Origin of the sequence: Paenibacillus sp. GCM10027627 (genome assembly GCF_042675505.1) — a bacterium.
GTDB lineage: Bacteria > Bacillota > Bacilli > Paenibacillales > Paenibacillaceae > Pristimantibacillus.
In genome coordinates, this window is record NZ_JBHTHB010000001.1 from 130,270 (window position 1) to 153,365 (window position 23,096).

Annotated in this window: 26 protein-coding genes; 22 read left to right on the top strand and 4 right to left on the bottom strand. The window is 45.7% G+C overall.

The annotated features are described in order from the left end of the window. Positions 1-106: 106 nt before the first annotated feature. Both ACFQZE_RS00570 and ACFQZE_RS00575 read right to left on the bottom strand, forming a co-directional pair. Positions 107-1,540: a sensor histidine kinase gene (locus tag ACFQZE_RS00570; protein WP_379352554.1), complete on the bottom strand. Its 1,434-nt coding sequence runs from the start codon at positions 1,538-1,540 to the stop codon at positions 107-109. Beyond that, on the bottom strand, positions 1,537-2,226 hold the full coding sequence (locus ACFQZE_RS00575) for a response regulator transcription factor (protein WP_379352556.1): 690 nt from the start codon (positions 2,224-2,226) through the stop codon (positions 1,537-1,539). The genes ACFQZE_RS00570 and ACFQZE_RS00575 overlap by 4 nt, the downstream gene beginning before the upstream one ends. 120 nt (positions 2,227-2,346) lie before the next feature. Between ACFQZE_RS00575 and ACFQZE_RS00580 the strand changes: the two genes are divergently transcribed. From ACFQZE_RS00580 to ACFQZE_RS00600, 5 genes are all read left to right on the top strand, one after another. Beyond that, positions 2,347-2,811, top strand: a complete 465-nt coding sequence (locus ACFQZE_RS00580; RefSeq protein ID WP_379352558.1) for a hypothetical protein — start codon at positions 2,347-2,349, stop codon at positions 2,809-2,811. A 181-nt stretch (positions 2,812-2,992) separates the two neighbouring features. Beyond that, the gene (locus tag ACFQZE_RS00585) at positions 2,993-4,042 is read left to right on the top strand and encodes a LytTR family transcriptional regulator DNA-binding domain-containing protein (protein WP_379352561.1); all 1,050 of its coding nucleotides are present in this window, start codon (positions 2,993-2,995) and stop codon (positions 4,040-4,042) included. Between the two features lie 143 nt (positions 4,043-4,185). Next, positions 4,186-5,031, top strand: coding sequence for an ABC transporter ATP-binding protein (locus tag ACFQZE_RS00590; protein WP_379352563.1), 846 nt, complete (start codon positions 4,186-4,188; stop codon positions 5,029-5,031). Beyond that, on the top strand, positions 5,028-5,744 hold the full coding sequence (locus ACFQZE_RS00595; protein WP_379352565.1) for an ABC transporter permease: 717 nt from the start codon (positions 5,028-5,030) through the stop codon (positions 5,742-5,744). Before ACFQZE_RS00590 ends, ACFQZE_RS00595 begins: the two co-directional genes overlap by 4 nt. 240 nt (positions 5,745-5,984) lie before the next feature. Beyond that, a complete protein-coding gene (locus ACFQZE_RS00600; RefSeq protein WP_379352567.1) occupies positions 5,985-6,224 on the top strand; it encodes a hypothetical protein in 240 nt (79 codons plus the stop codon). A 56-nt stretch (positions 6,225-6,280) separates the two neighbouring features. On the opposite strand, the gene ACFQZE_RS00605 is transcribed toward ACFQZE_RS00600, so the two are convergent. Then, positions 6,281-8,023, bottom strand: coding sequence for an ABC transporter ATP-binding protein (locus ACFQZE_RS00605; RefSeq protein WP_379352569.1), 1,743 nt, complete (start codon positions 8,021-8,023; stop codon positions 6,281-6,283). Between the two features lie 287 nt (positions 8,024-8,310). Between ACFQZE_RS00605 and ACFQZE_RS00610 the strand changes: the two genes are divergently transcribed. From ACFQZE_RS00610 to ACFQZE_RS00665, 12 genes are all read left to right on the top strand, one after another. Beyond that, positions 8,311-8,919 (top strand): TetR/AcrR family transcriptional regulator, encoded by a 609-nt coding sequence (locus ACFQZE_RS00610; RefSeq protein ID WP_379352571.1) that lies wholly within the window; start codon positions 8,311-8,313, stop codon positions 8,917-8,919. A 6-nt stretch (positions 8,920-8,925) separates the two neighbouring features. Further along, positions 8,926-9,537, top strand: coding sequence for a GNAT family N-acetyltransferase (locus tag ACFQZE_RS00615; RefSeq protein ID WP_379352573.1), 612 nt, complete (start codon positions 8,926-8,928; stop codon positions 9,535-9,537). Between the two features lie 66 nt (positions 9,538-9,603). Further along, positions 9,604-10,260, top strand: a complete 657-nt coding sequence (locus tag ACFQZE_RS00620; RefSeq protein WP_379352576.1) for a TetR/AcrR family transcriptional regulator — start codon at positions 9,604-9,606, stop codon at positions 10,258-10,260. Between the two features lie 24 nt (positions 10,261-10,284). Next, positions 10,285-10,653 carry a DUF4180 domain-containing protein gene (locus ACFQZE_RS00625; protein ID WP_379352578.1) on the top strand — a complete coding sequence of 123 codons (369 nt, stop codon included), beginning with the start codon at positions 10,285-10,287 and terminating at the stop codon, positions 10,651-10,653. A 56-nt stretch (positions 10,654-10,709) separates the two neighbouring features. Continuing rightward, on the top strand, positions 10,710-11,360 hold the full coding sequence (locus ACFQZE_RS00630; RefSeq protein WP_379355435.1) for a formylglycine-generating enzyme family protein: 651 nt from the start codon (positions 10,710-10,712) through the stop codon (positions 11,358-11,360). Between the two features lie 48 nt (positions 11,361-11,408). Further along, positions 11,409-12,137: an ATP-grasp domain-containing protein gene (locus ACFQZE_RS00635; RefSeq protein WP_379352580.1), complete on the top strand. Its 729-nt coding sequence runs from the start codon at positions 11,409-11,411 to the stop codon at positions 12,135-12,137. A 140-nt stretch (positions 12,138-12,277) separates the two neighbouring features. Next, a complete protein-coding gene (locus ACFQZE_RS00640) occupies positions 12,278-15,166 on the top strand; it encodes an S-layer homology domain-containing protein (RefSeq protein WP_379352582.1) in 2,889 nt (962 codons plus the stop codon). 175 nt (positions 15,167-15,341) lie between these two features. Continuing rightward, positions 15,342-15,905, top strand: a complete 564-nt coding sequence (gene ahpC, locus ACFQZE_RS00645) for an alkyl hydroperoxide reductase subunit C (protein WP_379352584.1) — start codon at positions 15,342-15,344, stop codon at positions 15,903-15,905. Between the two features lie 12 nt (positions 15,906-15,917). Next, positions 15,918-17,447, top strand: a complete 1,530-nt coding sequence (gene ahpF, locus ACFQZE_RS00650) for an alkyl hydroperoxide reductase subunit F (RefSeq protein ID WP_379352586.1) — start codon at positions 15,918-15,920, stop codon at positions 17,445-17,447. A gap of 191 nt (positions 17,448-17,638) precedes the next feature. After that, entirely contained in the window at positions 17,639-18,187 is a 549-nt protein-coding gene (locus ACFQZE_RS00655; protein WP_379352588.1) for a TetR/AcrR family transcriptional regulator, read from the top strand. A 52-nt stretch (positions 18,188-18,239) separates the two neighbouring features. Next, positions 18,240-18,704, top strand: a complete 465-nt coding sequence (locus tag ACFQZE_RS00660; protein WP_379352590.1) for an SRPBCC domain-containing protein — start codon at positions 18,240-18,242, stop codon at positions 18,702-18,704. Beyond that, positions 18,697-19,077: a VOC family protein gene (locus ACFQZE_RS00665; protein WP_379352592.1), complete on the top strand. Its 381-nt coding sequence runs from the start codon at positions 18,697-18,699 to the stop codon at positions 19,075-19,077. Before ACFQZE_RS00660 ends, ACFQZE_RS00665 begins: the two co-directional genes overlap by 8 nt. A gap of 399 nt (positions 19,078-19,476) precedes the next feature. On the opposite strand, the gene ACFQZE_RS00670 is transcribed toward ACFQZE_RS00665, so the two are convergent. Continuing rightward, positions 19,477-20,058 carry a TetR/AcrR family transcriptional regulator gene (locus ACFQZE_RS00670; RefSeq protein ID WP_379352594.1) on the bottom strand — a complete coding sequence of 194 codons (582 nt, stop codon included), beginning with the start codon at positions 20,056-20,058 and terminating at the stop codon, positions 19,477-19,479. Between the two features lie 312 nt (positions 20,059-20,370). Between ACFQZE_RS00670 and ACFQZE_RS00675 the strand changes: the two genes are divergently transcribed. The 5 genes from ACFQZE_RS00675 to ACFQZE_RS00695 all read left to right on the top strand — a co-directional run bounded on the left by ACFQZE_RS00675 (position 20,371) and on the right by ACFQZE_RS00695 (position 23,053). Next, positions 20,371-20,583: a hypothetical protein gene (locus ACFQZE_RS00675; protein WP_379352596.1), complete on the top strand. Its 213-nt coding sequence runs from the start codon at positions 20,371-20,373 to the stop codon at positions 20,581-20,583. A 51-nt stretch (positions 20,584-20,634) separates the two neighbouring features. Then, positions 20,635-20,826, top strand: coding sequence for a hypothetical protein (locus ACFQZE_RS00680; RefSeq protein ID WP_379352598.1), 192 nt, complete (start codon positions 20,635-20,637; stop codon positions 20,824-20,826). Positions 20,827-20,923: 97 nt separating this feature from the next. Next, complete coding sequence (locus ACFQZE_RS00685) at positions 20,924-21,430, top strand: MauE/DoxX family redox-associated membrane protein (RefSeq protein ID WP_379352600.1); 507 nt, start codon at positions 20,924-20,926, stop codon at positions 21,428-21,430. Beyond that, entirely contained in the window at positions 21,427-21,999 is a 573-nt protein-coding gene (locus ACFQZE_RS00690; protein WP_379352602.1) for a TlpA family protein disulfide reductase, read from the top strand. The genes ACFQZE_RS00685 and ACFQZE_RS00690 overlap by 4 nt, the downstream gene beginning before the upstream one ends. Positions 22,000-22,132: 133 nt before the next feature. Next, positions 22,133-23,053: an NAD(P)-dependent alcohol dehydrogenase gene (locus ACFQZE_RS00695; protein ID WP_379352604.1), complete on the top strand. Its 921-nt coding sequence runs from the start codon at positions 22,133-22,135 to the stop codon at positions 23,051-23,053. Positions 23,054-23,096: the final 43 nt, after the last annotated feature.

Here is a 23,096-nt window from a genome sequence, read left to right on the forward strand (position 1 = left end):
GCAGTGAAGGCCAGGCAAGTAAGGGCCATGCAGTGGAAGCTGGAATCGGGGCGATCACACCCCAAACACGCATAGCTATGACCGAACGACAGCAGCTATGTTTTGCCTACACGGCCTTCAATTGTGACGCTCCAGTATCGGCTTTCGGAAGCTTAATGAGAAACAAAGTTTCCTCATAGGGAACACTTTTCACCCCAATATCACCGCCATGTCTCTCTACTATTTCCTTAACAATGGAGAGGCCGATGCCAAGACCGTCGCCTTTCCTCCCGGCATCCGCACGATAGAATCGATCGAAAATCCGAGTTTGTTCCTCTGGAGCAATTCCTTTGCCTCTATCCATAACAGATATGCAAATATGATTTTCCGCCTCTATTAGGCTGACTCCCAAAAACCGCCCTTCACTACCGTATCTAATCGCATTGTCCAGCAAATTGCGGATCGCGCGTTCCATAAGAGGCGCCTCGATAAGCGCCTCGACCTCCCCTTCAGGGATGTCCGCTTCAATGATTAAGCCCTGTTCGTCTAGAAATAGCAAATAATCAGCAACAATTTTTCTCATTAATTCGGATACGCTTGTGAGAGCCGGGTGCAGCTCGAATTCAACAGCTTCCTGCCGGGAGATATCCAGCAACTGATCCAGCAGGTTGTCCATGTAGCGGGATCTTTGCAAAATGACTTTGGCGCCGGTTTGCAGCTCATTTTCATCTTGATAGGCCCCAGCGCGTATTGTTTCGGCATAGCCCAAAATGATCGTAAGCGGCGTTCGCAAATCATGCGAAAGATTGGATAGCAGCAGCTTTCGTTTATACTCCAATTGCTCAATTTCGCTTGCTTGGGCCTGAATTCTTTGCGCCATTGAATTATAATGCCGGGTAAGCTGTGCGATTTCGTCCTTCGAACGATCTTCCACCACTACGCAATTGCTTCGCAAATTGAACTGGCCCATTGCTTGGTTTAGTTTGCGGATGCGCCTATTAATCGAGGAGAAAAACCATAGGGATAAAAAGTACGGTACCAAGATGGATAACAGCAGCGGAAATACCATGGAATAGACGACCTCGAAATGGCGTGTCATAAAAAAAAGCTGTCCCGCTTTCATCTCATCGCTTGGCAAGCTAACAATTAAATAGTAGGTATTCCCGCCTTGGTCAAGGGAATAAACCAGTGTGACCGCCTCGTTGTTTTCCCAAAGGTTGTTCGGCATATTTACGATCCGGCTCGCCAATTGCGTAAAATCATATCGTTGCCATTTACCGGAGGTATCATAAATTATCGTTCCATCTGAAGCGAGCCATTCCAGACGCAGCACAGGATGTTGGACGCGGATCTCATCCAGCACAGGCTGAATATTGTCTCTGCTCGTAACATTTTTTTGCTTCAATATACTTAAAGTTTCATGCGATATCGCATTCAGCTTTTGTAAACTGTAACCAGCATTCAATAGTTTCCCAAAGACAAGGCTCAGCAGCATAAATAAGACCAAACTGCCCACGGCGCTGATCAGCATAATAACCCAAAGCTTTGTCCGGCTTTTCATAGTCCATCACCTGAAAATCGATAGCCAACGCCCCGAACGGTGTGAATATGGCGGGGGGAATGGGCGGACTCCTCAAGCATGGCTCTAAGACGGTTCATAAATACGCTCAGGTTGTTATCGTCATAGTTTTCATGCTTCCATACTTGCCGATAGATGTCTCTTTTCGTCAATACACGATCGGGGTTTTTCATAAAAAATTTCAGCAGCTCGCATTCGTACTGGGTCAACTCATGCCGCTGTCCGTCATTGTGCAAAATAAAGTTGTCGGCATCGAGCACCAGTTTGCTTAATCGAATGACTTCAGGCCGATCCGGCAATGGGGGACGATGCCTTCTTAAATGGGCTTGAACCCGGGCCAGCAGCTCTATCGGGCTAAACGGCTTCGTCACGTAATCGTCCGCTCCAAGTCCAAGCGTATCCACTTTGTCTTGAATTTCCCTTCTTGCGCTAAGCGCAATCACAATCGTTTTGGAATCCTTCTGGGATAGATATTGAAGCACTTCAAACCCGTTCCCGTCGTCCATCATTAAGTCTAAAATCATGAGCTCAACTTGATGATCCCGCATCATTTCAATTGCTTGCCGCCCCGATTCTGCTTCAATAACGGACAGTCCCGCTCGTTCCATATGAAAACGGATCAGCGTACGAATGTCTGATTCGTCATCGACAATCATCATTTTTTGCATGTCTATCGCCCCTCTTTTCTGCCATTTTATCTAACCTGCCCTGCAAATAATCGCAAAAATTGTCGAACTGCCTTTGTGCAGGTCCATTAAGATTCCATTAAGAAAAAGGGGGCTTTGGCGATGTATGATGAGATTGTAGTCGAAATGAAAAATGACAATAAACCGGAGGGATTTTTTATGGGAAGCAAACTGTTTATCATTGTAAATCAAACGAACAAAGCTTTGTATTTTGTGAATACGGAAACGAGTGCGGACAATGAGAGCGTTAACCCTGTCATCTTTTCCGACCTTCCTAGCATAAATGTTACAGCGGGACAGCACGGTGAAGGATGCGATGTGCCGGATTGCAGTGCTGAGAAGTATTACGATGATCACCATATGGAGATTAATCTGGATCAAAACGATCCGCCAACCAATTTGTTTACCTTTTGGTACAATGATGATAAAAACGATTACTACTATTCAACAACCGATAGCTTTAACTCATCTGCCATTATACCGGGTAATGCCTCCTCTTCTGGTACAAAAAAGGTTCTCTACATAAGGGCCGACAACTCTATTTTCCTTTCGGATATTAAGGAATAGTTTAGAAAGTTTAAAAGGGATCCAGCAACGTCATAGACGGAGCGGATCCTTTTTTTCTGCGATTAAGAGAGTGTGATATAATAGAAACGAGATTTTTGAGCTTGGTAAATAGCGGGGATGTTGTCACGATAAGGTGAGCGGCATCCTTTTATTATTTTAAGAAACGGGAGAGATACCCTTTATGATGATTGGCAGCAAACTGGATTCAGTTAACGAGAATGTCGGCACGAATAGGATTGAGATCAGCCCCGGGCAATGTGTGGTCATTCAATGCAACTTTGACATCGGGCGTATGTTTATCGACTCCTTAATGGGGGATGTCCAATATTCCGGTTGTCAAATCTCCTTTCGCCAAAGGCTTCTTTCCGTAATCGATCAGCAATCGGCTAGAGGGGTTGGCATTTGCCGTTTGGATGAAGGGTTGTACACGCGTCTAAAAGTAGGCCAATATTTGCGTTTTTGGTTTGAGTTATATGAGGTTGAATCCTCTATGGATGAGCTTCTTAAGCAGTTTGGTCTAGAAGGAAAAATAAACGAAAAAATTGCCAGGCTTACCTATTCTGAAAAAAGACGGCTTAGCTTTGCGAGAAGCGTGCTGCATGGGCCGGAACTTGTCATTTGGGAGGACCCGGAGCAAAACCTGGATTTGGAAAGCTGCATGATGGTCAGAAAAGCGATTGCGGACATGACTCGCAAGGACAAAGCGGTACTTGTCACTTGCTCAACGCTTGAGCAGGCTCTATCCGTATCCAGTCACATTTATAAGCTGACCAGCGAATCTCTATCGCCAATTGTTTTACAGGGACAAGTTGAAGTTGAATCCAGTGAGACGGAAACGGGTATGGACGAAGAAGAGCTGGAAATCGGTGAGGATGAGGCGTCAGCGGGTCAAGTGAAGCTTTCCAAGCTAATGGTCAAAATGGACGATAAATATATATTTATCGATCCTGCCGACATTTATTTCGTGGAGAGCAATGACGGGATTATGCAATTGTATACAAAGAGAGGCCAATTCGCATGTGGCTGGTCGCTAACGGAAATGGAAGAAAAGTTGAAGAGCTACCGCTTTTATCGCTGCCACCGATCTTACATCGTTAATTTGGACTGCATGACAGAGCTGGTCGTATGGAGCCGCAATAGCTACAGCCTCGTTTTGAGCGATGAAAAAAAGACCCGAATTCCGTTGTCTAGAGTAAAATTCGAAGAACTGAAGACGATTGTTGGCCTTTGAGTATGCACCGTTCACCTTAAAAATAGCAGCTTTTAGCTTGAAAATAGCTCATTTCACGGTAAATTTGCGGTCATCGTTCCTAGTTGCGCTTAATCTGGAGTGGAGCTGAATAGCCAAACCAGTTAAGGGAAGGTGTGATCGTTTTGCAGTCTATCATTGAGGTTCATAACCTCGAGAAACGTTACAAAAACAAACAAGCTCTCAAAAAAGTCAGTTTCGAGGTTCGGCAGGGAGAAATATTCGGCTTTCTTGGTCCGAGCGGTTCCGGAAAAACAACAACGGTGAAAATTTTGACTTCGCAGTTGATTGGCACCTCGGGAAGGGTAAAGGTGTTTGGACTCGATCCTGAAAAGAGCAGGCATTCTAGCTTTCTGAGCAAAATCGGGGTGTTGACGGACAACAGCGGCATGTATGAGCGGCTAACCGTGTATGACAATCTGGAGCTGTTTTGCCAGTTGTACAGCGTGCCGATCCAAAGAATCAAGCAGGTTCTGGAAGCTGTAAACCTTATTCAAGATCAACATACGATTGTGGGCCGGCTTTCCAAAGGAATGAAGCAGCGGGTGACGCTGGCGAGAACGATCTTGCACGAGCCGGATCTTTTATTTCTGGATGAGCCTACATCCGCACTAGACCCAGTAAATAGAAGCCATATTCAGGAGACGCTGCTGGAGATGAACCGGCGCGGAACGACGATCTTTTTGACCACGCACAATATGGAGGAAGCGGAGCGGTTATGCCACCGTGTCGCCTTTTTGAACAACGGAGAAATTTCCGCTTTGGACACACCGCAAGCATTACGATTGCATTACGGAGACCGTTCCATCACGGTCACGACCTCTCATGGAAAACAGATTGTGGAGCAGAATGAAGCGGGGGCGGACTATATATATGAATTGATCAAAAGCGGCAGCCTGCTTGCCATTCATTCCAATGAACCTACGCTTGGCGACATTTTTGCAAAATTGACGGGGAGGGGACTGGAGTGACATTTTCGATTCGACGTTTAAAAGCGATTGTAAAAAAAGAATGGAAGGATGCGGTTCGGAATCCGCAAATTTTGATGAATGCGGGCATCCCTATTTTGCTTGCGGTGTTGTTCAGGCAAAAGGATAATGAAACGGCCGAGCTGTCGCTCATTTCGATCCCTATTCTCGTAGCGATCTCCGTTACAGGAGCATTTGTCCAAGCCAATATGATCGCCGAAGAGAAAGAAAAAAACACGCTTCGCACGCTTATGCTGTCCCCGGCAACCAAGCTGGAAGTATTAGCGGGAAAAAGCGCAACAACAACTATTTTTACGCTCATTGTTATGGCGGTTTGTTTGCTTCTGTCCGGAGTTCCAGATGTAAATTTAGTTTATTTGACGTTGTTTGCTTTACTGCTGCTTCTCATTTTTATGGCGCTCGGTACCATAATTGGACTAATAGCCCGTTCAGCCTCCGAGTCTTCCATTGTAGGCCTGCCTATTTTGCTCGTTTTTATTTTTGGCCCGATTTTTGTACCGAGCCTCGATCTCCCTATTCTTATGGAGGGTATTCACTTTTTGCCATCGTATCAATTTATGGAAGCGATAAGCGCACTTTTTCAAAAGGGCGGTTTTGTGCAAATACAGGGGCAGCTGCTTAACTTGACTGCGTGGACGGTACTTACCGTGGCGATATGCTTTCTTGTTTACGGAAAAAAACGGTTTGATAAATAAGGGGCCAAAGGAGCGCTTGCTATGAAAAAAATGACAAAAAATATTATCATTGGGGTAGTTGTTTTGGTTGTGGTACTCATTGTACGAAAGTATTGGCTGCCCGATGGAATTTGGGGTTTGATAGAGTGAAAAACGGTGTCCATTGATGAAATAAGCTGCCCTTTCTTCGCAACCATTTACAAAACGCATCGTATGTAATAATTATACTTAGATAATTGCATACAGCAGGGGGAAGTTCTATTGAAAAAGGGCAATAAGTGGTTGTTAACTATACTGTTGTTATTAACGATTAGCGCTTCATTTATCTGTTTTTATTTAGAGTATTATCAAGCTGCTTTTGCAATTGCGGGCCTGTTCACGATTGCCTTGATCGTTTGGGGAACAGTGCTAAGATTTAATAACGAATATTACATGGGTGCAGAAGTGAATAAAGGTAGATATATGAGCGATAAGAAAACGATAGAGGAATATACTAGGTAGTTGAAAACGGCTTTCTCCTTCATAGAGGAGAGAGCCGTTTTTTAAATCCAAATTCATTACGTTTGCCATTCAAATGAATTGGAATATAGGTGTGCATAAACACCGTTCATGGAGAGCAGTTCCTCATGCGTGCCTTGTTCGGCAATTCCGTGTTCCGTCAGCACTATAATTCGTCCGGCATGGCGAATTGTAGAAAGGCGATGGGCAATGACGATCGTTGTACGCCCTTTTGCCAGTGAGTCGAGCGATCTTTTAATCCAGCTTTCGCTTTCATTGTCCAAGGCGCTTGTCGCTTCGTCAAAAATAACAACCGGCGGATTTTTCAAAAAGACGCGAGCGATGCTTAGCCGCTGCTTTTGTCCGCCCGACAGCTTCACACCGCGCTGCCCGATCTCAGAGTGATAGCCACTGGGCAAGTTCATTATAAACTCATGCGCATTTGCCTGCTTGGCCGCAATCATTACATCATCCTCGCTCGCGGTTGGATTTCCGTAGAGAATATTTTCCATAACCGTCCCCGAAAAAAGATAAACCTCTTGCAGCACCACGCCGATATTTCTCCTCAGTGAATGCATATCCGCATCACGAACGTTAACTCCGTCAATGAGAACTTCACCCTCCGCGGCATCGTAAAATCGTGGGATGAGCGAGCACAAAGTTGTTTTTCCCGCCCCGGACGGACCGACCAAAGCGACGTATTCTCCCGGCTTAATATGAAGCGAAAGGTTGTCAAAAACTTTTCCAGCCTGTTCGTTGTATTGGAAGGAAACTTGTTTAAACTCGATTTCACCCCGTACTTCCCGTAAGTGAATAGCGTCATGTTTACTTTTAATGGACGGTTGCACGTTCATCATTTCCATAAATCGCTGAAAGCCGGTAAGACCCTCCTGCAGCTGCGTGCTCATATGGTTCAACCGTTGAATAGGCTCCACCATATAATGAATATACAACAAAAAAGTAATCAAATCGCTTAAATCCAACGCGCGGTTGACGATTTTGGCACTGCCGAAAATAATGGCTGTAATCGTAATCAGTTGAATCACTGTATCAAAACTATTGTAAAAGAGGGCTTCCGCTCTGTACGTCTTTTTCCTGCTTTCCAAAAAGCGAGCATTTTCCCGGTTAAACTTTTCAACTTCCATGTCCTCGTTGGCAAAAGCTTTTACAACGCGGCTTCCGGCTAGGCTGTCTTCAACCTGAGCGTTTACCCCAGCAATACGTTCCTTATTTTGCGACATCGCTTTGTTCAGCTTTTTGTTAAAATGCCAGGTGAATAGAGCGAGTATCGGAAGAAAGCAAAACACAGTGATCGTTAAGGGAGCATCTATACAGTACAGGACAATAAAGGCTCCGATAAAACGAACGAAATATTTCGTATAGTCTTCAGGCCCATGATGATACAGCTCGGAGAGCTGCAATAAATCATTCGTAATCCGCGACATGAGCCCTCCCGTCTTTTCTTTATCGTAGAAGCTGAAGGGAAGTTTTTGCATATGAGCGAATAGCTCGCTGCGCATGTCGCTTTCCATCCGGGCGCCTAAAGCATGTCCATGGTAGTCTGCAATGTAATTGCCGGTCGTTTGGATCGCAAGCAGAACGAGCATGAGCCCGCCAACCCAATAAACTTCGATTAGCGCATTGGCTAGAGGCCCTTCCAAAACGTCTTTTGTCAAATACCGCACGAGCAGCGGATAAGCGAGCGCAATGGCAGACCCGATAAAGGAGCAGGCTAATACGGAAAAAAACAAGCCGCGATACGGTTTATAGTAAGAAAGAAATTTTTGAATAGGAAAACGCATTTGAATATCCCCTTTGTGTTGTTTTTGCGACACATAAGGGGGTACACCGTTTAATTGATGGGATCGTGTTCCCCCTTATCCATTTGCGCGGTGCGATTCCATCTGTTTCTCATGCGATCTCCTCCTACAATGTATTTCTTTCAGTATAAGCTTCTTTCCGCAGCATTCATTTGTTGGATTTGGCTATAGTTAAACTTTACTTGCAGTAATGACGGCAAGAAACAATTGTAAAAGTTGGTTTATTATTTTATAATGAGTAAAAACTCACTCAAAAAAGAGGGAAAACGATGCCGCGAACGAAAGAGCAATTTGAACAAATGCGCAACGCTACGAAAGAGAAAATTCAAACGGCCGCTATCCAGTTATTTGTGCAAAAAGGATACGGCTCCACAAACGTTCAAGAGGTCGCGGATTTGGCGGGAATCAGCATAGGTCTTCTCTACCGGCATTACAAGTCGAAAGAGATTTTGTTCAACGAGCTCGTTGATTTCGCAATAAGCGGGTTGGAACAAAATACCGAGCTATTCGAATCGGCTGTTTCTCCTAGAGCGGCCATAGAACAGTTTGTCCATGAAGTTTGGAACGATATGAAAACCGGGGAACAACTGGCGAATTTGCTTTTATTGATGTCGCAATCTTTTTTAGAAAGAGGAGAAGCGAGCGAGCGGCAAACCGAAATGACGCGGATAAGCGACAATCTGTTTTTGGCGACGGAGAAGTTGATCAAAAAGGGCCAAACGTTAGGTGAATTCCGTTCAGGGGAACCAAGCGAGATGGTCACCTATTTCTATTCCACTATCCATGGTCTCGCCACTATGAAGATGATGCAGAAGGGCACATTCAGCATGCCTGCGGTGAACATGATGACTTCATTTTTATTTCGGGAAGGGGAGTAGCTGCGTATGTTCAATGTGATAAGAGCCGACCAGGCAGGGTTTGAGACAAGAGAGCAAATCTCCTATCTTTTTGCGGAAGGTTTTACGCAATGGTTAGGTTTTTTTTCCAAAGACAAAGAGATCATTGCAAAAGCTTTCGCCCATATGTTCGTGCTGGATCAATTTTATATTGCGGTCGCTGAGGGAGGCCGCGTTGCTGGAATGGCTTCATGTTCGGATGGCAGCGCTCCTTCAGTTAAGCTGGCTGCGAAAGAGCTCAGAAAACATTTGGGCATTTACAAAGGGACGCTCGCCGGACTTTTTTTGAAAAAAGAATTTGAGGCTGTACTCGCGAATCCTTCTCCTGGAAAAGCGGCAATCGGTTTTGTAGCGACCGCGCCGGAGTTCAGAGGCCAAGGGGTGGCGAAAGATATCATCCGTCATATCGTTGAGCAAACCCCGTACCATCTGTTTCTCATTGAAATGGTGGCGGATACAAATACGGCAGCCATGAACCTGTATCAAAAGTTGGGGTTTCAGACTTACAAGCAGGAAGCCGTACCGCCCAAAAGAGCGCAGCAAATTGGCATTCATTATTTTGTTTCTTTTAAATATGAGAAAACGTCAGCCAAATATTGACATGTGGGAAAATATGGTGTAGTTTTTATTTATTCCGACTGTTCAGTATAAAAAAGAGGTGAAGGGATGCCTAAGCTGGGAATGGAGCCTAAACGGCGAGCGGAAGTCATTAATGCGACTTTATGCTGTATTAGCCAATATGGCATCGACGGCATGACTTTAGATAAAGTCGCGGAGCACGCGGGCTGCTCCAAAGGAGTAGTCACTTACTATTATCGAAATAAGGAGCATTTGACAGTAGAAGCCTTTAAGGCGTTTATGGCCTATTACGGCCAAAAGATTGAGGCAGAAATGGATCGCTCCATGACTTCAAAGGATATGTTGAATGTTACTTTAAAGCATATCCTTCCCAGGCAGTCTGACGATACGGGGCAAAGCTTGAATGTATCGCAGTTGGATGGAGCGGAGAGCATGTCGATCCCTTACGAGGATCAGGGGAAGCTCTTCCTGCAATTTTTTTCAAAAGCGGTTCTCGATCGCCAATTGCAAGAGGTCGTTTCGAATAGCTACTTAGCTGATCTTGTTGGCATTAAGAAAATATTTGATTACGGAAATGTGACGGGGCAAATGTCGGTCAAGGATTCCTCCAGCGCCGCTTATGGATTGTTGGCGATGGTTGTAGGCTTAAGCTTTTTCCGAGTTGTCAACATTCCTCCAAGCCAAAGCGAAGACAATCGATACATTTGCGAAGACTATGTGAATCAGTTTGAAGTGAAACGATAAATGAATCCACTAGGAGGGAACAAAATGAACATTACTAAGCTTAGCGTAAACGGGAACGGCATTTCGGTCGTGAATAGCGACACTATTTTAATAGAAGATGTACAGTCGGCACTTGATTTAATGGCTACCGTTCGATATGAAACGGACAATGACCGTATCGTGTTGTATAAATCGTCGATAAGAGAAAGCTTTTTTGATTTGAAAACGCGGCTTGCGGGCGAAATCTTGCAAAAGTATATCAATTACCAAGTGAAACTGGCTATTGTCGGTGATTTTTCGGGCTATACAAGCGAAAGCCTTAAAGACTTTATTTTTGAAAGTAATAAAGGGAAAGATATTTTCTTTTTGCCGACGGAAGAACAGGCCATTGAGAAGCTTAGTATGTTGAAGTAGGCCAAATGGGAGGTAGTCCAACCGTGTCAAAGCTATCAGGACCGGGTGAATATGCGATGGCGAGCATTCCTGCTGGTTTGGTTGAGCTGAGGGATGATCGAGTGAGTCGGACATGGACGGTTAATGTGGACAGTTTTTTGCTAGCGCCTGTACCCGTTACAAATGAATTATATGATTCGATTATGCAGCGGCCGAGAGGGGATACGCTTGAAGCCCATACTCCGGCAGTTCATATTTCTTGGCTGGAGGCTGTTTCCTTTTGCAATGAGCTTTCACGGCATTCTGGCTTTCAGCCATGCTATATGTTAAGCGAAGACGGCGAAACGGTCGGTTGCGATTTTTCGGCGAACGGCTATCGCCTGCCGACAGAAGCGGAATGGCAATATGCATGTAAAGCGGGGACCAGCGGGTATCGGTATGGCGAGCTTGATGAAATTGCATGGTATCGCTCAAACGCTGGGGGCCGTATTCAAGAAGTCGGCCAGAAGCTCCCTAACGCATGGGGACTGCACGATATGATCGGTAATGTTTGGGAATGGTGCTGGGACCTATACGACGAAAAGGTTTATGGAAGCTACAGGCTGTTCCGCGGAGGAAGCTGGGCGGAGGAGGCCAGAGGCTGTGGAGCGACATGCCGCCGCCGCAGTCATCCTACGTTTAGCATCGACGATCTTGGCTTTCGTCTTGCCAGGTCGTTCACGAAATGAGAAGAGGCCAGCCTTTGATTTAATAGAAATGAGAGAGGAAATCAGCTAATGATCGTCTACATCAAAAAAGGAACAGACAACGAAATAGCCAATCATAACTTTTATGCGGCTTACGACGGATTTAAACAAATGGGCTTTGAAATCCGTTATTTTCAAGATGTGACCGAACTTATGGATCATCGTAAAGAAGACATCGTAGTCGGTTATGTGGATGATGTCAGAACCATGCTAAGCAAACACGGCATTGTCGCGCCCGAAATGGATTATCCGTCAGAGCTTTCGGCCTTTTTAGGAAGAAAGGTATGGAAAACGAAGCTTAGCGCAATCGCCAACAACCCGGAGAGCTGGAACGTTTTTATTAAACCGGTGGAGGACAAGAAGTTTACGGGAATTGTCGTCCGCAGCGCTGGAGATTTAATGGGCTGCGGCACTTACGGCGAAGATCCCGATATCTTATGTTCTGAGGTCGTAAAGTTTGTGGCGGAATGGAGATGTTTTGTCCGAATGGGCAAAGTGCTCGATGTAAGGGGATATAGGGGTAACTGGAGAGCACAATTTGACTTTCAAGTAGTGGAACAAATCGTTCAGAAGTTCAATCCTGCTCCTAAAGGATATGCCGTCGACATCGGTTTAACCGATAAAGGCGACACTTTGTTAATTGAAGTAAATGATGGTTATGCGTTAGGCCACTATGGATTGTTTTCGTTGGACTATGCCAAATTGTTGTCTGCTAGATGGGCTGAACTTACGAATTCGGCGGATGAATGCGATTTTTAATAGATGTAGAAAAAGAGCCTTGTCTAGGCTCTTTTTGCTATTGCCACAATTGCCGAGGATTTTGTTGGAATTATATGAAAATGATAGTAGAGTAGTAGAAGGGCTATACGAAATCGAATCCGATACGGAGGAGCAAGCTAATGAAGCTAATGAACAACAGAATGATTCCGGCCTGTCTCATTTTATTTTTATTGACGATGGGACTATCTCCCATACAAGCATCTCCCATACAAGCTATAAACTCAGGCTCTTTAGCGCCGCTTGGCCCGGCAATTGAAATGACAAGCTATAGCGACTGGCCGAGCGATTTAAGCGAAAATTACAGTTTGTTTGGCGGAGGAACGTTTGACGGGCAGTATATTTGGATGATTCCATTGGAAACGAATCAAGTGGTTAGATTGGACCCATTGACCGGACAAATGACGGGTTATAAAAACTGGCCTGCAGGATTTGTAAAGGGCGGTGGAGCTTTCAGTGAAGGCGTATATGCCAAGGGCAGCATCTGGCTTATCCCAGCTCTTGCGGATAGGGTAATTAAGCTCGATCCTGCAACGGGTCATATGACGGGCTATAACGATTGGCCTGCGGGTACTGCGGTAGCAGCACCGAGCTTTAGCGATGGAGTATTTGACGGCACGTACATATGGCTTATACCTGTAAATGCCGATAGCGTTGTACGGCTGGATCCAATTACTGGCGAGATGGTTGGTTTCAACAATTGGCCAAGCGGTTTTACTAAAGGGAATTATGCTTTCTCAGGCGGCGTTTATGACGGAACGAATATTTGGCTAATCCCTTCAACCGCTGATCGAGTGATTAAATTAAACCCCAACACGGGGGAAATGATAGGGTACGACAACTGGCCGTCCGGTCATACTCATACAGGTTATAAATTTAAAGGCGGAATCTATGACGGTCAACATGTGTGGATGACTCCATATTCGGCAAATGGGTTCATCAAGCTGGATACCGTTACGGGCGAGATGACGGGATACAACGATTGGCCAAGCGGTTTTGACAAAAGCCGAAATACATTTGGCGGCAGCGCATTTGACGGCAAATACATTTGGACAAAACCGGACAGTAATGCAAGCTTGATAAGGGTGGATACGGCAACGGGAGAAATAACGGAAAATTCGGACTGGCCGTCCGGATACAATGCTGCCAATAAGTCATTTACTGATGCGGTTTACGACGGATTGAACGTATGGTTGATTCCTGGAAGCACCGATAGAGTGATTCGTCTGTCCAGCGTTCCCGCATTAAGCTCTGTTATTCCAGGAGATGAGGCGGTCAAGTTGGGATGGGAGCCCGTTCATGGAGCCGTTCAATTTAAAATATTTAAAAGTTCAACCTCATCGGCAACTGGAACAGAGGTTGCTGCCGTAAGCGGCTCAACGACCGAGTATACCGTAACGGGATTAACGAATGGCGAAACGTATTATTTTACAATAAAAGCCGTATTTCAAGGGAGAGAAAGCGCGGCTTCCAATGAGGTTAGCGCAACTCCGAAGTCCGGCAACGCAAATTTAAACAACTTGTTATTGACGGGGGGAATACTGCATCCCACTTTTTCTTCAGCGGTAACAACCTATACTGCAGCTGTGGCCAATCATGTAGACAATGTAACTTTGTCTCCTACTCTGTCTGAGGGCCATGCCAGTTTAAAAGTAAACGGGACTGCGGTTGCAAGCGGCTCCGCATCCGGGGCTATTCCTTTGAACGTAGGCAACAATATAATTGAAGTTGTTGTTACGGCTCAAGACGGCACGACAAAGACGTATACGGTAACGGTTACGCGGGCAGCGAGCAGCTCCGGCAACAACGGTGTGATTGTCATCCCGCCCAAGCTATTTATTGATAAAAACGGCACTAAAATCGATCCTGACACAGTGGACATAACAAGTCGGTACGCGTCATTTGAGATTGAGCCTAATGGAGTATACCAAGCTTACGTTAGTTTTCCGGCCAAAGTTTTAAAAGGCTGGGCGGACAAAAATCCAAAATTAAATATTGAAGTCAGTACCGAATATGGCGGTTTTTACGTGCCTGTCCATGTAGAAAAGATTATCCCCGAATTAAGCGAGCTGCTTGCAAAACATAGGCTCAGTTTGGAAGATGCCGGGTTTAAACTTATATTAACCGACCAATCGAACGATAAGAGATGGCCCAAAATCATAGCCGACAACTTTCCAAATGGGGAACAGATAGGCGCTATCGTTGATTTTAGGATGGAAATTATAAACAACAGGACAGGACAAACCGTTGAAACTGTGAATACGTTTAGCGAAAAAATAGCTAAAACGATCGCGATGCCGATGGATATCCTCAATAAAATGGCAACGTTCGGAGCATTCAGTTATGAAGAGTCAGGGAAACTCGGTTTTGCGCCTGCAACGATACGGGTTTACAAGGATCAGGCTTTAGTAAGCATTTATTCTTATAATACGAGTTCTTATGTTGTACTCAACAATCCGGTCAGCTTTACAGATGTCAGAAATCATTGGGCTGAGCGATATATTGGAGGGGCCGCATCGAAAGCGCTTATGGCGGGAGTTGGCAACGGTAAATTTAAGCCAGATCAATCCCTCACTAGGGCAGAGTTTGCTGCCATGCTAGTCCGAGTACTAAATCGCGGCGTTGCGGTCAGTGAGTCTTTGCCTTACTCCGATATGGATCGGAATGCATGGTATTTTGACGAAGTCGCGACGGCAAAGCAGTTAGGGCTATTAGGTTACGTTACCGGCTCCGAATTTTTTCCCGATCAACCTCTGACCCGTGAGGAAATGGCGAATACGCTCGCGGCAGCGGCTAGACTAGAGAAAATCCAGATAGTCACCGGCACAACCGTTCTTAACGATTATAAGGATAAAGATGAAATTACTCTGGCCTGGCTGGCTGATGTCCAAATGATGGTGAAATCTAAAATCATGACTGGTACATCCGAACTTACGTTTAATCCAAAAGGTGAATCAACGAGAGCACAGGCCGCAGCCGTTTTGCTAAGACTGTTGGAGGAGTTAAATTAACGTGAAGGTCTTGCTCTTTTTGTACTAAAGGGAATTTGATATCGAGGCTAAAATAGGAGACAATAGGAAGAGAAGCGGCATCCGGCTTACAAAAGACTTGACAAGCTCTCCGCTAGTAACTATTATTAGTTTGTAATGATTATAAAAATCAATCACATTTAGGAGGATACAAATTATGTCCCTTATCGGTACTGAAGTAAAACCATTTAAAGCATCCGCATTCCAAAACGGTTCTTTTTTCGAAGTAACAGAAGCTAACTTCAAAGGAAAATGGAGCGTTGTTTGCTTCTATCCTGCTGACTTCACTTTCGTTTGCCCAACTGAGCTTGGCGATCTGCAAGATCAATATGAAGCACTTAAAAGCCTTGGCGTTGAAGTTTATTCCGTTTCCACGGACACTCACTTCACTCACAAAGCTTGGCATGATAGCTCCGAGACAATCGGCAAAATCACTTACATCATGATCGGCGACCCGTCCCACACGATTTCCCGCAACTTCGACGTGTTGATCGAGGCTGACGGTCTTGCTGACCGCGGTACGTTCATCATCGATCCGGACGGCGTGATTCAAACAGTTGAAATCAACGCTGGCGGCATCGGCCGTGACGCGAGCACGCTTGTTAGCAAAATTAAAGCGGCTCAATACGTTCGCAACAACCCAGGCGAAGTTTGCCCTGCGAAATGGCAAGAAGGCTCCACAACTCTTAAGCCTAGCCTTGATCTCGTAGGCAAGATTTAAGGAATTAGAGCTATGGTATTAGACGGAGATATTAAGGCACAATTAAACCAATACCTGCAGCTTATGGAAGGTGACGTGCTCATTAAGGTTAGCGCGGATTCCGATCCAGTTTCCAAGGACATGCTGGAATTGATTGATGAAATTGCCGGCATGTCGTCCAAAGTAACGGTCGAAAAAACGAAATTGCCAAGAACGCCGAGCTTCAGTGTCAACCGGATCGGCGAGGATACTGGCGTGACGTTTGCCGGAGTTCCGCTTGGACACGAGTTCACGTCGCTAGTGCTTGCTTTGCTGCAAGTGAGCGGCAGAGCTCCGAAAGTGGAGCAATCCGTTATCGATCAAATTAAAAGCGTTCGTGGCCCGCATCATTTCGAATCGTATATTAGCTTAAGCTGCCATAACTGCCCTGACGTTGTGCAGGCGCTGAACCTTATGAGCGTGCTTAATCCCAATATTACGCATACGATGATTGACGGAGCCGCTTATAAAGAAGAAGTGGACAGCAGAAATGTAATGGCTGTACCAGCCGTTTATTTGAACGCCGAATTTTTTGGCGGCGGCCGAATGACGATTGAAGAGATTTTGTCCAAAATCGGCAGCGGTCCCGACGATTCGGAGCTGTTCAATAAAGAGCCATTCGACGTTTTGGTAGTCGGAGGCGGCCCGGCTGGGGCAAGCGCGGCGATCTATGCGGCCCGCAAAGGGATTCGTACGGGTATCGTAGCGGAACGTTTCGGCGGTCAAGTAATGGACACGGTAGGTATCGAAAACTTCATCAGCGTGAAGCATACCGAAGGTCCTAAGCTGGCGGCAAGCCTAGAAGAGCACGTTAAAGAGTACAACGTCGATGTCATGAAGCTTCAGAAGGCTAAACGTCTGGAGAAAAAGGACCTTATCGAAGTTGAGCTTGAAAACGGCGCTGTTTTGCAAAGCAAAACCGTCATCTTGTCCACAGGCGCACGTTGGCGAAATATCGGGGTTCCAGGCGAAGCCGAGTTTAAAAACAAAGGTGTAGCTTATTGCCCTCATTGCGACGGTCCGTTGTTTATCGGCAAGCATGTATCGGTGATCGGCGGCGGCAACTCCGGCGTCGAGGCGGCTATCGACTTAGCAGGCATCGTTAAGCATGTAACGGTTCTGGAATATAACTCCGAGCTGAAAGCTGATGCGGTTTTGCAAGAACGTCTATACAGCTTGCCTAACGTAACGGTTCTGAAAAACGTGCAAACGAAAGAAATTACCGGCACGGACAAAGTAAACGGCATCTCCTATACCGACCGCGAGACGGAACAGGTTCACCACATCGAGTTGGAAGGTGTTTTTGTCCAAATTGGACTTGTGCCTAACACCGATTGGCTGCCGGAATCCATTGAGCGTACGCGCATGGGAGAGATTGTAGTCAATAACCATGGGGCTACGACGATCCCTGGCGTATTTGCCGCAGGCGATTGCACGAACAGTCCGTACAAACAAATTATTATTTCGATGGGTTCGGGTGCTACCGCTTCGCTCGGCGCGTTCGATTACCTGATTCGGAATTAATCGTATATTAAAAAACGCTTAATGGCGCCTTTTGGCCCTTAAGCGTTTTTTTTATTGACTTTTAAAACTATAAAAGGTATTCTCTTTTCGAGAAATGTTAGTGACCACTAACTATCATAAGGTATATTTTCTGAAAAGAAAATCCATCATCCGGAGGCTGATCTATAATCGAAGACAACAAAAGCAAGTTAATGCTTGCCGCGATTGATCTCATGGCTGAGAAGGGGTATAAAGGCGTTTCCACCAAAGAAATTGCCGCTGCTGCGGGAGTTAGCGAAATGACTCTGTTTCGCAACTTCGGCAGCAAACAAAACTTGCTGGAAAGCGCCGTGGAGCGTTATCACTATTCGGTGGAGATGAGCAGTCTGTTCACCGAAAAAGTGATTTGGGAGCTTAGAGCTGATCTGCTCATGATAAGCGGAATGTATCACGAGTTGATGAACCGGAACCGAAAGCTGTTTCTCATCGTTTTGAGCGACAATGAATTGGCGGGAATCCGTGAGCAGGCGCAGAAGCATCCGCGAACTCTGCTAGAACTGCTGACGGATTATTTTAACGACATGCAACGTAAAGGCAAGCTCGTTACAATCGATGCCGAGGCACAGGCTATCACGTTTATGTGGATGAATTATGGCGCTTTTATGACTCAATTGTTTGGTGCTTCGAGTATGACAACTGTCTCGTTGGAGCGATTTATGGAATCTAGCATTGAGTTGTTTGTAAAAGCTTTGAGCCCTTAGCCGTCTTAAAGCAATACGGATCGAGCCGCATTACTATTCGGAAGGCAGGTCGATGAGCCAAATGCAATCCATGTCTAAAGAGGTCGGACAAACGGCGGATGCCGGCTTCCAAGTCGGCGTTCGGCGGACGCTTCCCCTTTCGCAAGAGCAAGCTTGGCAGCTCCTCACTTCCGCTGAAGGGCTGAAATGGTGGATAGGCACCGCGCCTAATCTTGAAATCCGCGAAGGAGAAACTTTCACATCTGCCGAAGGCGTGTCAGGACAATTCAGAGTAGTGAAGCCACAGCTTCAGCTTCGTTTGAAATGGGAAAGAAGCGACTGGATTAAAGCCTCAACGTTGCAAATTCGGCTTATTTCTGCGGTACGGGGCCGAACAACGATCAGCTTTCATCAAGATCGGTTGGAAAATCCCGGTACGCGGGAACAAATGAAGCTTTATTGGGAACATGTGCTTGACGTGATGAAAGAGCATGCGAGCATTTTCACAAATGGAGAAGGAGGCCATTCCAATGAATAAATTCAGCCATATTGATCTTCGCGTCCACGATTTGCAGAGCGTATTGCCTTTTTACGAAAAGCTGCTGCCCGAGCTTGGTTTTACCCGCACGTTCCATAGCGCAGATTGGAAAGTATTTGCTGCCGAAGGAGAGCTGCCTAGCGCCGCTTATTTTGCCATCACGGAGGATACAGAGCATAAGCCGAATGCCAACTTGATTGGTTTTTGGGCTGAAAATCGGGATGAAGTGGACCACATTGCAAAGGTGGTCGAGGAAAGCGGAGGTACAATAGTGGACGGGCCACGCTTGTTCCCGATCAGTCCAACGTATTACGCCGCCTTTTTTGAAGACCCATGCGGCAACAAATATGAAATCGTTCATCGGCTGAGTTAAGCGCGCACTTACGCTGATCGGTTCTCATCACATGAGTTGCTGCCTAAATATCCTTTTCCGAAACTACGTTCATAACGGCCTAGAAAAACCGCCTAAGGGCGGTTTTTGACTTGAGGCTCTTTTAGCGATTTGACAAAGCCAGACGGAAATTTTACTGTCGCCCCTGAAGAGATGAATGGTATTCATTGCCTGGTAAAAGGCTTCTAGCGTAAGCTATTCGGACAAGTCGGCGTTTTGCGTAATGCTGTATAGATAGATCGTTTGAGGCAAGGGGAATAAATACCGTTAGAGAGGCATGGCCGGGGTTGCAGCCGCTCTAACGGCATCCCCCGGCTATGCCTAGAGTCATTTTGTTAAGCTCGGCATGGACCGATTAGAGACTCCTTTGGTGAAAATTTTCTAAGTAGCCATCGGTTCGCGGTATTTGTTTTCCCTACTGAGCACCCATTCTATGGCGATCTCCATATGAGCTTCCAGCATGGACGTTCCACCCCCCAAATATCGCATAATAAGCAGGCCGTGAATAAGAGCGAATAGGAAAGCCACATCCTCGGGTGCGGGAAGGATTTGCGAAAGGACGGTCAAGTAGCGAGTCTCCGTTTCTTGCATCATAGCCTTATGCTCCGGTTCCAGCTCCGTGCTGCGGAAATATTCGATCATCAACAATGTTTTATGAATGAAATAGCTCTCTTGATCCAGCAAGTACCGGAACAAATGTCTTACTTTGTCTTCTGTGGAATAGCCCGTAAGATCGATTGTGCCAAGCATGATGTCTTTGACGGTAAGATGTTGCACCATTTGTTTAAACAGCTCGTGCTTGTCCGGAAAATAGTGATAAATGGTTCCGGTGGAGACGCCAAGCTGCTTGGCAATTTCCCTCATCGTCAAGGATGAAAACGACTTGCTCGCAAAAAGGGCAAAGCAACGATCCAGCAGCTCTAATCGAAATTGTTCATGGTCTACGATTTTAGGAATAATCAAACACCTCCATAATTTCCTTATTTTATTATATAACTAACGTTTGATATAAATAAATGGGTGGAAATTGTCGAATGAATGGTTCTTTCATCGCAGGACGAGCTTTGTGTAAATTGTTGAAAGCGATCTAAATTTATCCTTTTACCAGTTTAGTTTAACGCGTTGAAGTGGTGTTGCGCAATTTTTTTTATTATCCGACCTCAATCGAGAGGTTTCGATTTATTTCGAAGGGTCGTTCGTAGTCCGCGAGCTTCATTTACACCCCCGACTGAGGACGATTATAGTCAAGTTGTCCAAAGGAAAGGGGGTGACGACATGGTAGGATGCATTTATGAAGTTAGTCCAGGCAATTACACCGTTAACGCTTGTTGCACAACAGAGTTGTGTGAAGTGAGAACGTTGCCGAATGGAAGCACACAAAATCTGTATTGGCTGAAAGGGACTGTATGGTTTCATACAGGCGGCGGCTGGGGTGGCGGTACTGGCGCAAATGAAGATGAAGTTTTGTCTTGTGTTTGCACAAATTAAAGCGCTTACGATCTCATTTTAAGTTTCTAATAAATCTGAGGGGTGAATGTTATGGTAGGGTGTTTTAGTATTAGAGAGCATAATTATGGAGCGCATGGCTGTTGCTCGTATGACGTATGCGAACAAACGGTAATGCCGGACGGCACCGTGCAAACGAAGTATATGTTGTACGGAAGCGGCGGGAGTCCAGCCGGTAACTTTGAAATTAGCCAGTGCAGCTGTACGGAACCGGGTCCGGGCTAACGTTTGAAGCTTAAAATCTGTACTTCTTCCGCTTCGGAGGAAGTACAGACTTCTGCTTTGACGAGTATCGCAGTTAATGAAAATGGGAGGCCTACTGATGCCAATCGAAACGGCAATCGCTTTAGTCGTCTGTACTATATTTGTTTATTCATCCATATCCAAAATCATAAGCTACCGAAGTTTTGAAGAAACGATAGCCAAACTTCAATTTCCTAAAGGGTTGGCTTCAGTCGTTATAGCAGCGGAACTTGTAGTGCCTGCGCTGCTGCTGATCGAGCCTACGAATCGTGAGGGCAAAATCGGAGTACTTCTTCTCGTGTTCGCTTTTTGTTTCGCTGCCGTATGGGCAATTGTGAAAAAGTTGAATGTGCCTTGCAACTGTTTTGGCGAATCAACTGCCGAGCTGCTGGGTTGGGGAACGATTATTCGGCTACTCCCGTTATTGTTGGGCGGGGTGGCTATAGCCTATACAGATTCACGTATTTCGCTAATGGATCTTCAACTTCTAGATGTGCTTAGCACGGTGTTTATTGCTATTGGAGTCGTTACAATCTATTCGTTCTGGAATAATAAAGACGCTTTGCGAGTGGAGGGGACAAAATGATGTCATCCGTATTCAGCTTATCTTATCTCTTATTGTGGATAATTGTACTCGTTCAAAGCTACTATCTCATTAAAAGCGCTAGAGCGGCTAAAGCGATTCGGGATATGCCTCCGCCATCGCCGGAGGAGATGATGTCGAAGATTATGCGCGGAGATCATGGCGTTATCAAAGGAAGGCTGTTTCCGCAGCTTGAATTCGAGACGGTTCACCATGGCCGCATTAATCTTTCTAAAACGAGCAAAAAAGGCTCAATCATTGCATTTGCTTCGACAGGCTGCGAACAATGCAAAATGATTTATCCTATTCTAAAGCAGTTTTCTCAGGAACGAGACGATGTTTCAATTATGATGCTGATGGACGGCCCTGAAGCCCAAGTTGCCGCAACAATTGAGAAGTATAATATTCCCGTACCCGTTACTCCTATAACAAAAGCGGATATGACCAGGCTGGAAACGGGATTTTTCCCTTTTGTTTATTATTTGAACCATAAAGGAGAAGTCGAGACAAAAGGGGTTGTCAATTTGCAAGAGCAATTGGAGCTTTTAGTAACTAAAGGCCAGACGGCATAACATCCGTATCAACTCCGAAATAAAGCCTCGTGCCATTACTGTTTTCAAACTGTAAAAAACATACTTAAGTATCTACCGGGGGTTTGCGGAGTAGAGCTATACTTCTTGTAAATCCAACTTGCAGGAGGAGCACATGAAAGCGATAGTCTGCACAACCTATGGTCCGCCGGATGTTCTGGAATTCAAAGAGGTGGAAAAGCCCGCTCCGAAACCTAACGAAATATTAATAAAAGTCCATGCGTCCACAGTGACGACGGGAGATATTCGAATACGAAAGTTCGAAAGTCCTCCGTTATATTGGCTTCCGATGCGCATTATGCTTGGTTTCAGCAAGCCGAGACAACCTATTTTGGGTGTGGAGCTGGCGGGAGAAGTGGAATCGGTCGGCACGGCGGTTACACGATTTAAAGCAGGCGATTTCATTTATGCGCTGAGCGGGATGCGTTTCGGCGCCCATGCGGAATATGCTTGCTTGCCCGAAGACGGCATTATCGCCCATAAACCGGAGAATGCCTCCTTCGAAGAGGCGGCGGCTTTGCCTTTTGGCGGGACGACCGCATTGCACTATTTTCGAAAAGGGAAAATGAAATCTGGGCAAAAGGTGCTCATCTACGGCGCATCGGGGGCGGTCGGCACAGCTGCTGTACAGCTCGCTAAAGGGTACGGCGGGGAAGTGACGGGAGTATGCAGCGCAGCCAATTTCGAACTCGTTAAATCGCTTGGCGCGGATAAAATGTTGGATTATACCAAAGAAGATTTCATAAGAAATAAGGAGCGTTACGATCTTGTTTTTGATGCGGTTGGGAAAATGTCAAATGATTATGCGAAAAAAGTATTAAGTCCTTCAGGTTCTTATGTGTCGGTTCGACAAGGAATGGCTAAAATTTTTAAGGAAGATCTGCTCGTTTTAAAAGAGTTAATGGAACAGGGGAAAATAAAACCGGTCATTGACAGGCGCTATCCGCTCCAGCAAGCGGCTGAGGCGCATCGTTACGTGGAGAAGGGCCGCAAACGTGGAAATGTCGTCATTACGATCGGATCATCCTTAAAATGATTTCAGGTTCTTTCATATAGGTAGAATGAAACCCGTCCCTGAT

What these genes read in the sequence shown, in the direction of transcription:
- ACFQZE_RS00570 (WP_379352554.1), bottom strand. Translation starts at nt 1,540, where the DNA reads ATGAAAAGCCGGACAAAGCTTTGGGTTATTATGCTGATCAGCGCCGTG.
- ACFQZE_RS00575 (WP_379352556.1), bottom strand. Translation starts at nt 2,226, where the DNA reads ATGCAAAAAATGATGATTGTCGATGACGAATCAGACATTCGTACGCTG.
- ACFQZE_RS00580 (WP_379352558.1), top strand. Translation starts at nt 2,347, where the DNA reads ATGTATGATGAGATTGTAGTCGAAATGAAAAATGACAATAAACCGGAG.
- ACFQZE_RS00585 (WP_379352561.1), top strand. Translation starts at nt 2,993, where the DNA reads ATGATGATTGGCAGCAAACTGGATTCAGTTAACGAGAATGTCGGCACG.
- ACFQZE_RS00605 (WP_379352569.1), bottom strand. Translation starts at nt 8,023, where the DNA reads ATGCGTTTTCCTATTCAAAAATTTCTTTCTTACTATAAACCGTATCGC.
- ACFQZE_RS00610 (WP_379352571.1), top strand. Translation starts at nt 8,311, where the DNA reads ATGCCGCGAACGAAAGAGCAATTTGAACAAATGCGCAACGCTACGAAA.
- ACFQZE_RS00615 (WP_379352573.1), top strand. Translation starts at nt 8,926, where the DNA reads ATGTTCAATGTGATAAGAGCCGACCAGGCAGGGTTTGAGACAAGAGAG.
- ACFQZE_RS00620 (WP_379352576.1), top strand. Translation starts at nt 9,604, where the DNA reads ATGCCTAAGCTGGGAATGGAGCCTAAACGGCGAGCGGAAGTCATTAAT.
- ACFQZE_RS00625 (WP_379352578.1), top strand. Translation starts at nt 10,285, where the DNA reads ATGAACATTACTAAGCTTAGCGTAAACGGGAACGGCATTTCGGTCGTG.
- ACFQZE_RS00630 (WP_379355435.1), top strand. Translation starts at nt 10,710, where the DNA reads ATGGCGAGCATTCCTGCTGGTTTGGTTGAGCTGAGGGATGATCGAGTG.
- ACFQZE_RS00635 (WP_379352580.1), top strand. Translation starts at nt 11,409, where the DNA reads ATGATCGTCTACATCAAAAAAGGAACAGACAACGAAATAGCCAATCAT.
- ACFQZE_RS00640 (WP_379352582.1), top strand. Translation starts at nt 12,278, where the DNA reads ATGAAGCTAATGAACAACAGAATGATTCCGGCCTGTCTCATTTTATTT.
- ahpC (WP_379352584.1), top strand. Translation starts at nt 15,342, where the DNA reads ATGTCCCTTATCGGTACTGAAGTAAAACCATTTAAAGCATCCGCATTC.
- ahpF (WP_379352586.1), top strand. Translation starts at nt 15,918, where the DNA reads ATGGTATTAGACGGAGATATTAAGGCACAATTAAACCAATACCTGCAG.
- ACFQZE_RS00655 (WP_379352588.1), top strand. Translation starts at nt 17,639, where the DNA reads ATGCTTGCCGCGATTGATCTCATGGCTGAGAAGGGGTATAAAGGCGTT.
- ACFQZE_RS00660 (WP_379352590.1), top strand. Translation starts at nt 18,240, where the DNA reads ATGAGCCAAATGCAATCCATGTCTAAAGAGGTCGGACAAACGGCGGAT.
- ACFQZE_RS00665 (WP_379352592.1), top strand. Translation starts at nt 18,697, where the DNA reads ATGAATAAATTCAGCCATATTGATCTTCGCGTCCACGATTTGCAGAGC.
- ACFQZE_RS00675 (WP_379352596.1), top strand. Translation starts at nt 20,371, where the DNA reads ATGGTAGGATGCATTTATGAAGTTAGTCCAGGCAATTACACCGTTAAC.
- ACFQZE_RS00680 (WP_379352598.1), top strand. Translation starts at nt 20,635, where the DNA reads ATGGTAGGGTGTTTTAGTATTAGAGAGCATAATTATGGAGCGCATGGC.
- ACFQZE_RS00685 (WP_379352600.1), top strand. Translation starts at nt 20,924, where the DNA reads ATGCCAATCGAAACGGCAATCGCTTTAGTCGTCTGTACTATATTTGTT.
- ACFQZE_RS00690 (WP_379352602.1), top strand. Translation starts at nt 21,427, where the DNA reads ATGATGTCATCCGTATTCAGCTTATCTTATCTCTTATTGTGGATAATT.
- ACFQZE_RS00695 (WP_379352604.1), top strand. Translation starts at nt 22,133, where the DNA reads ATGAAAGCGATAGTCTGCACAACCTATGGTCCGCCGGATGTTCTGGAA.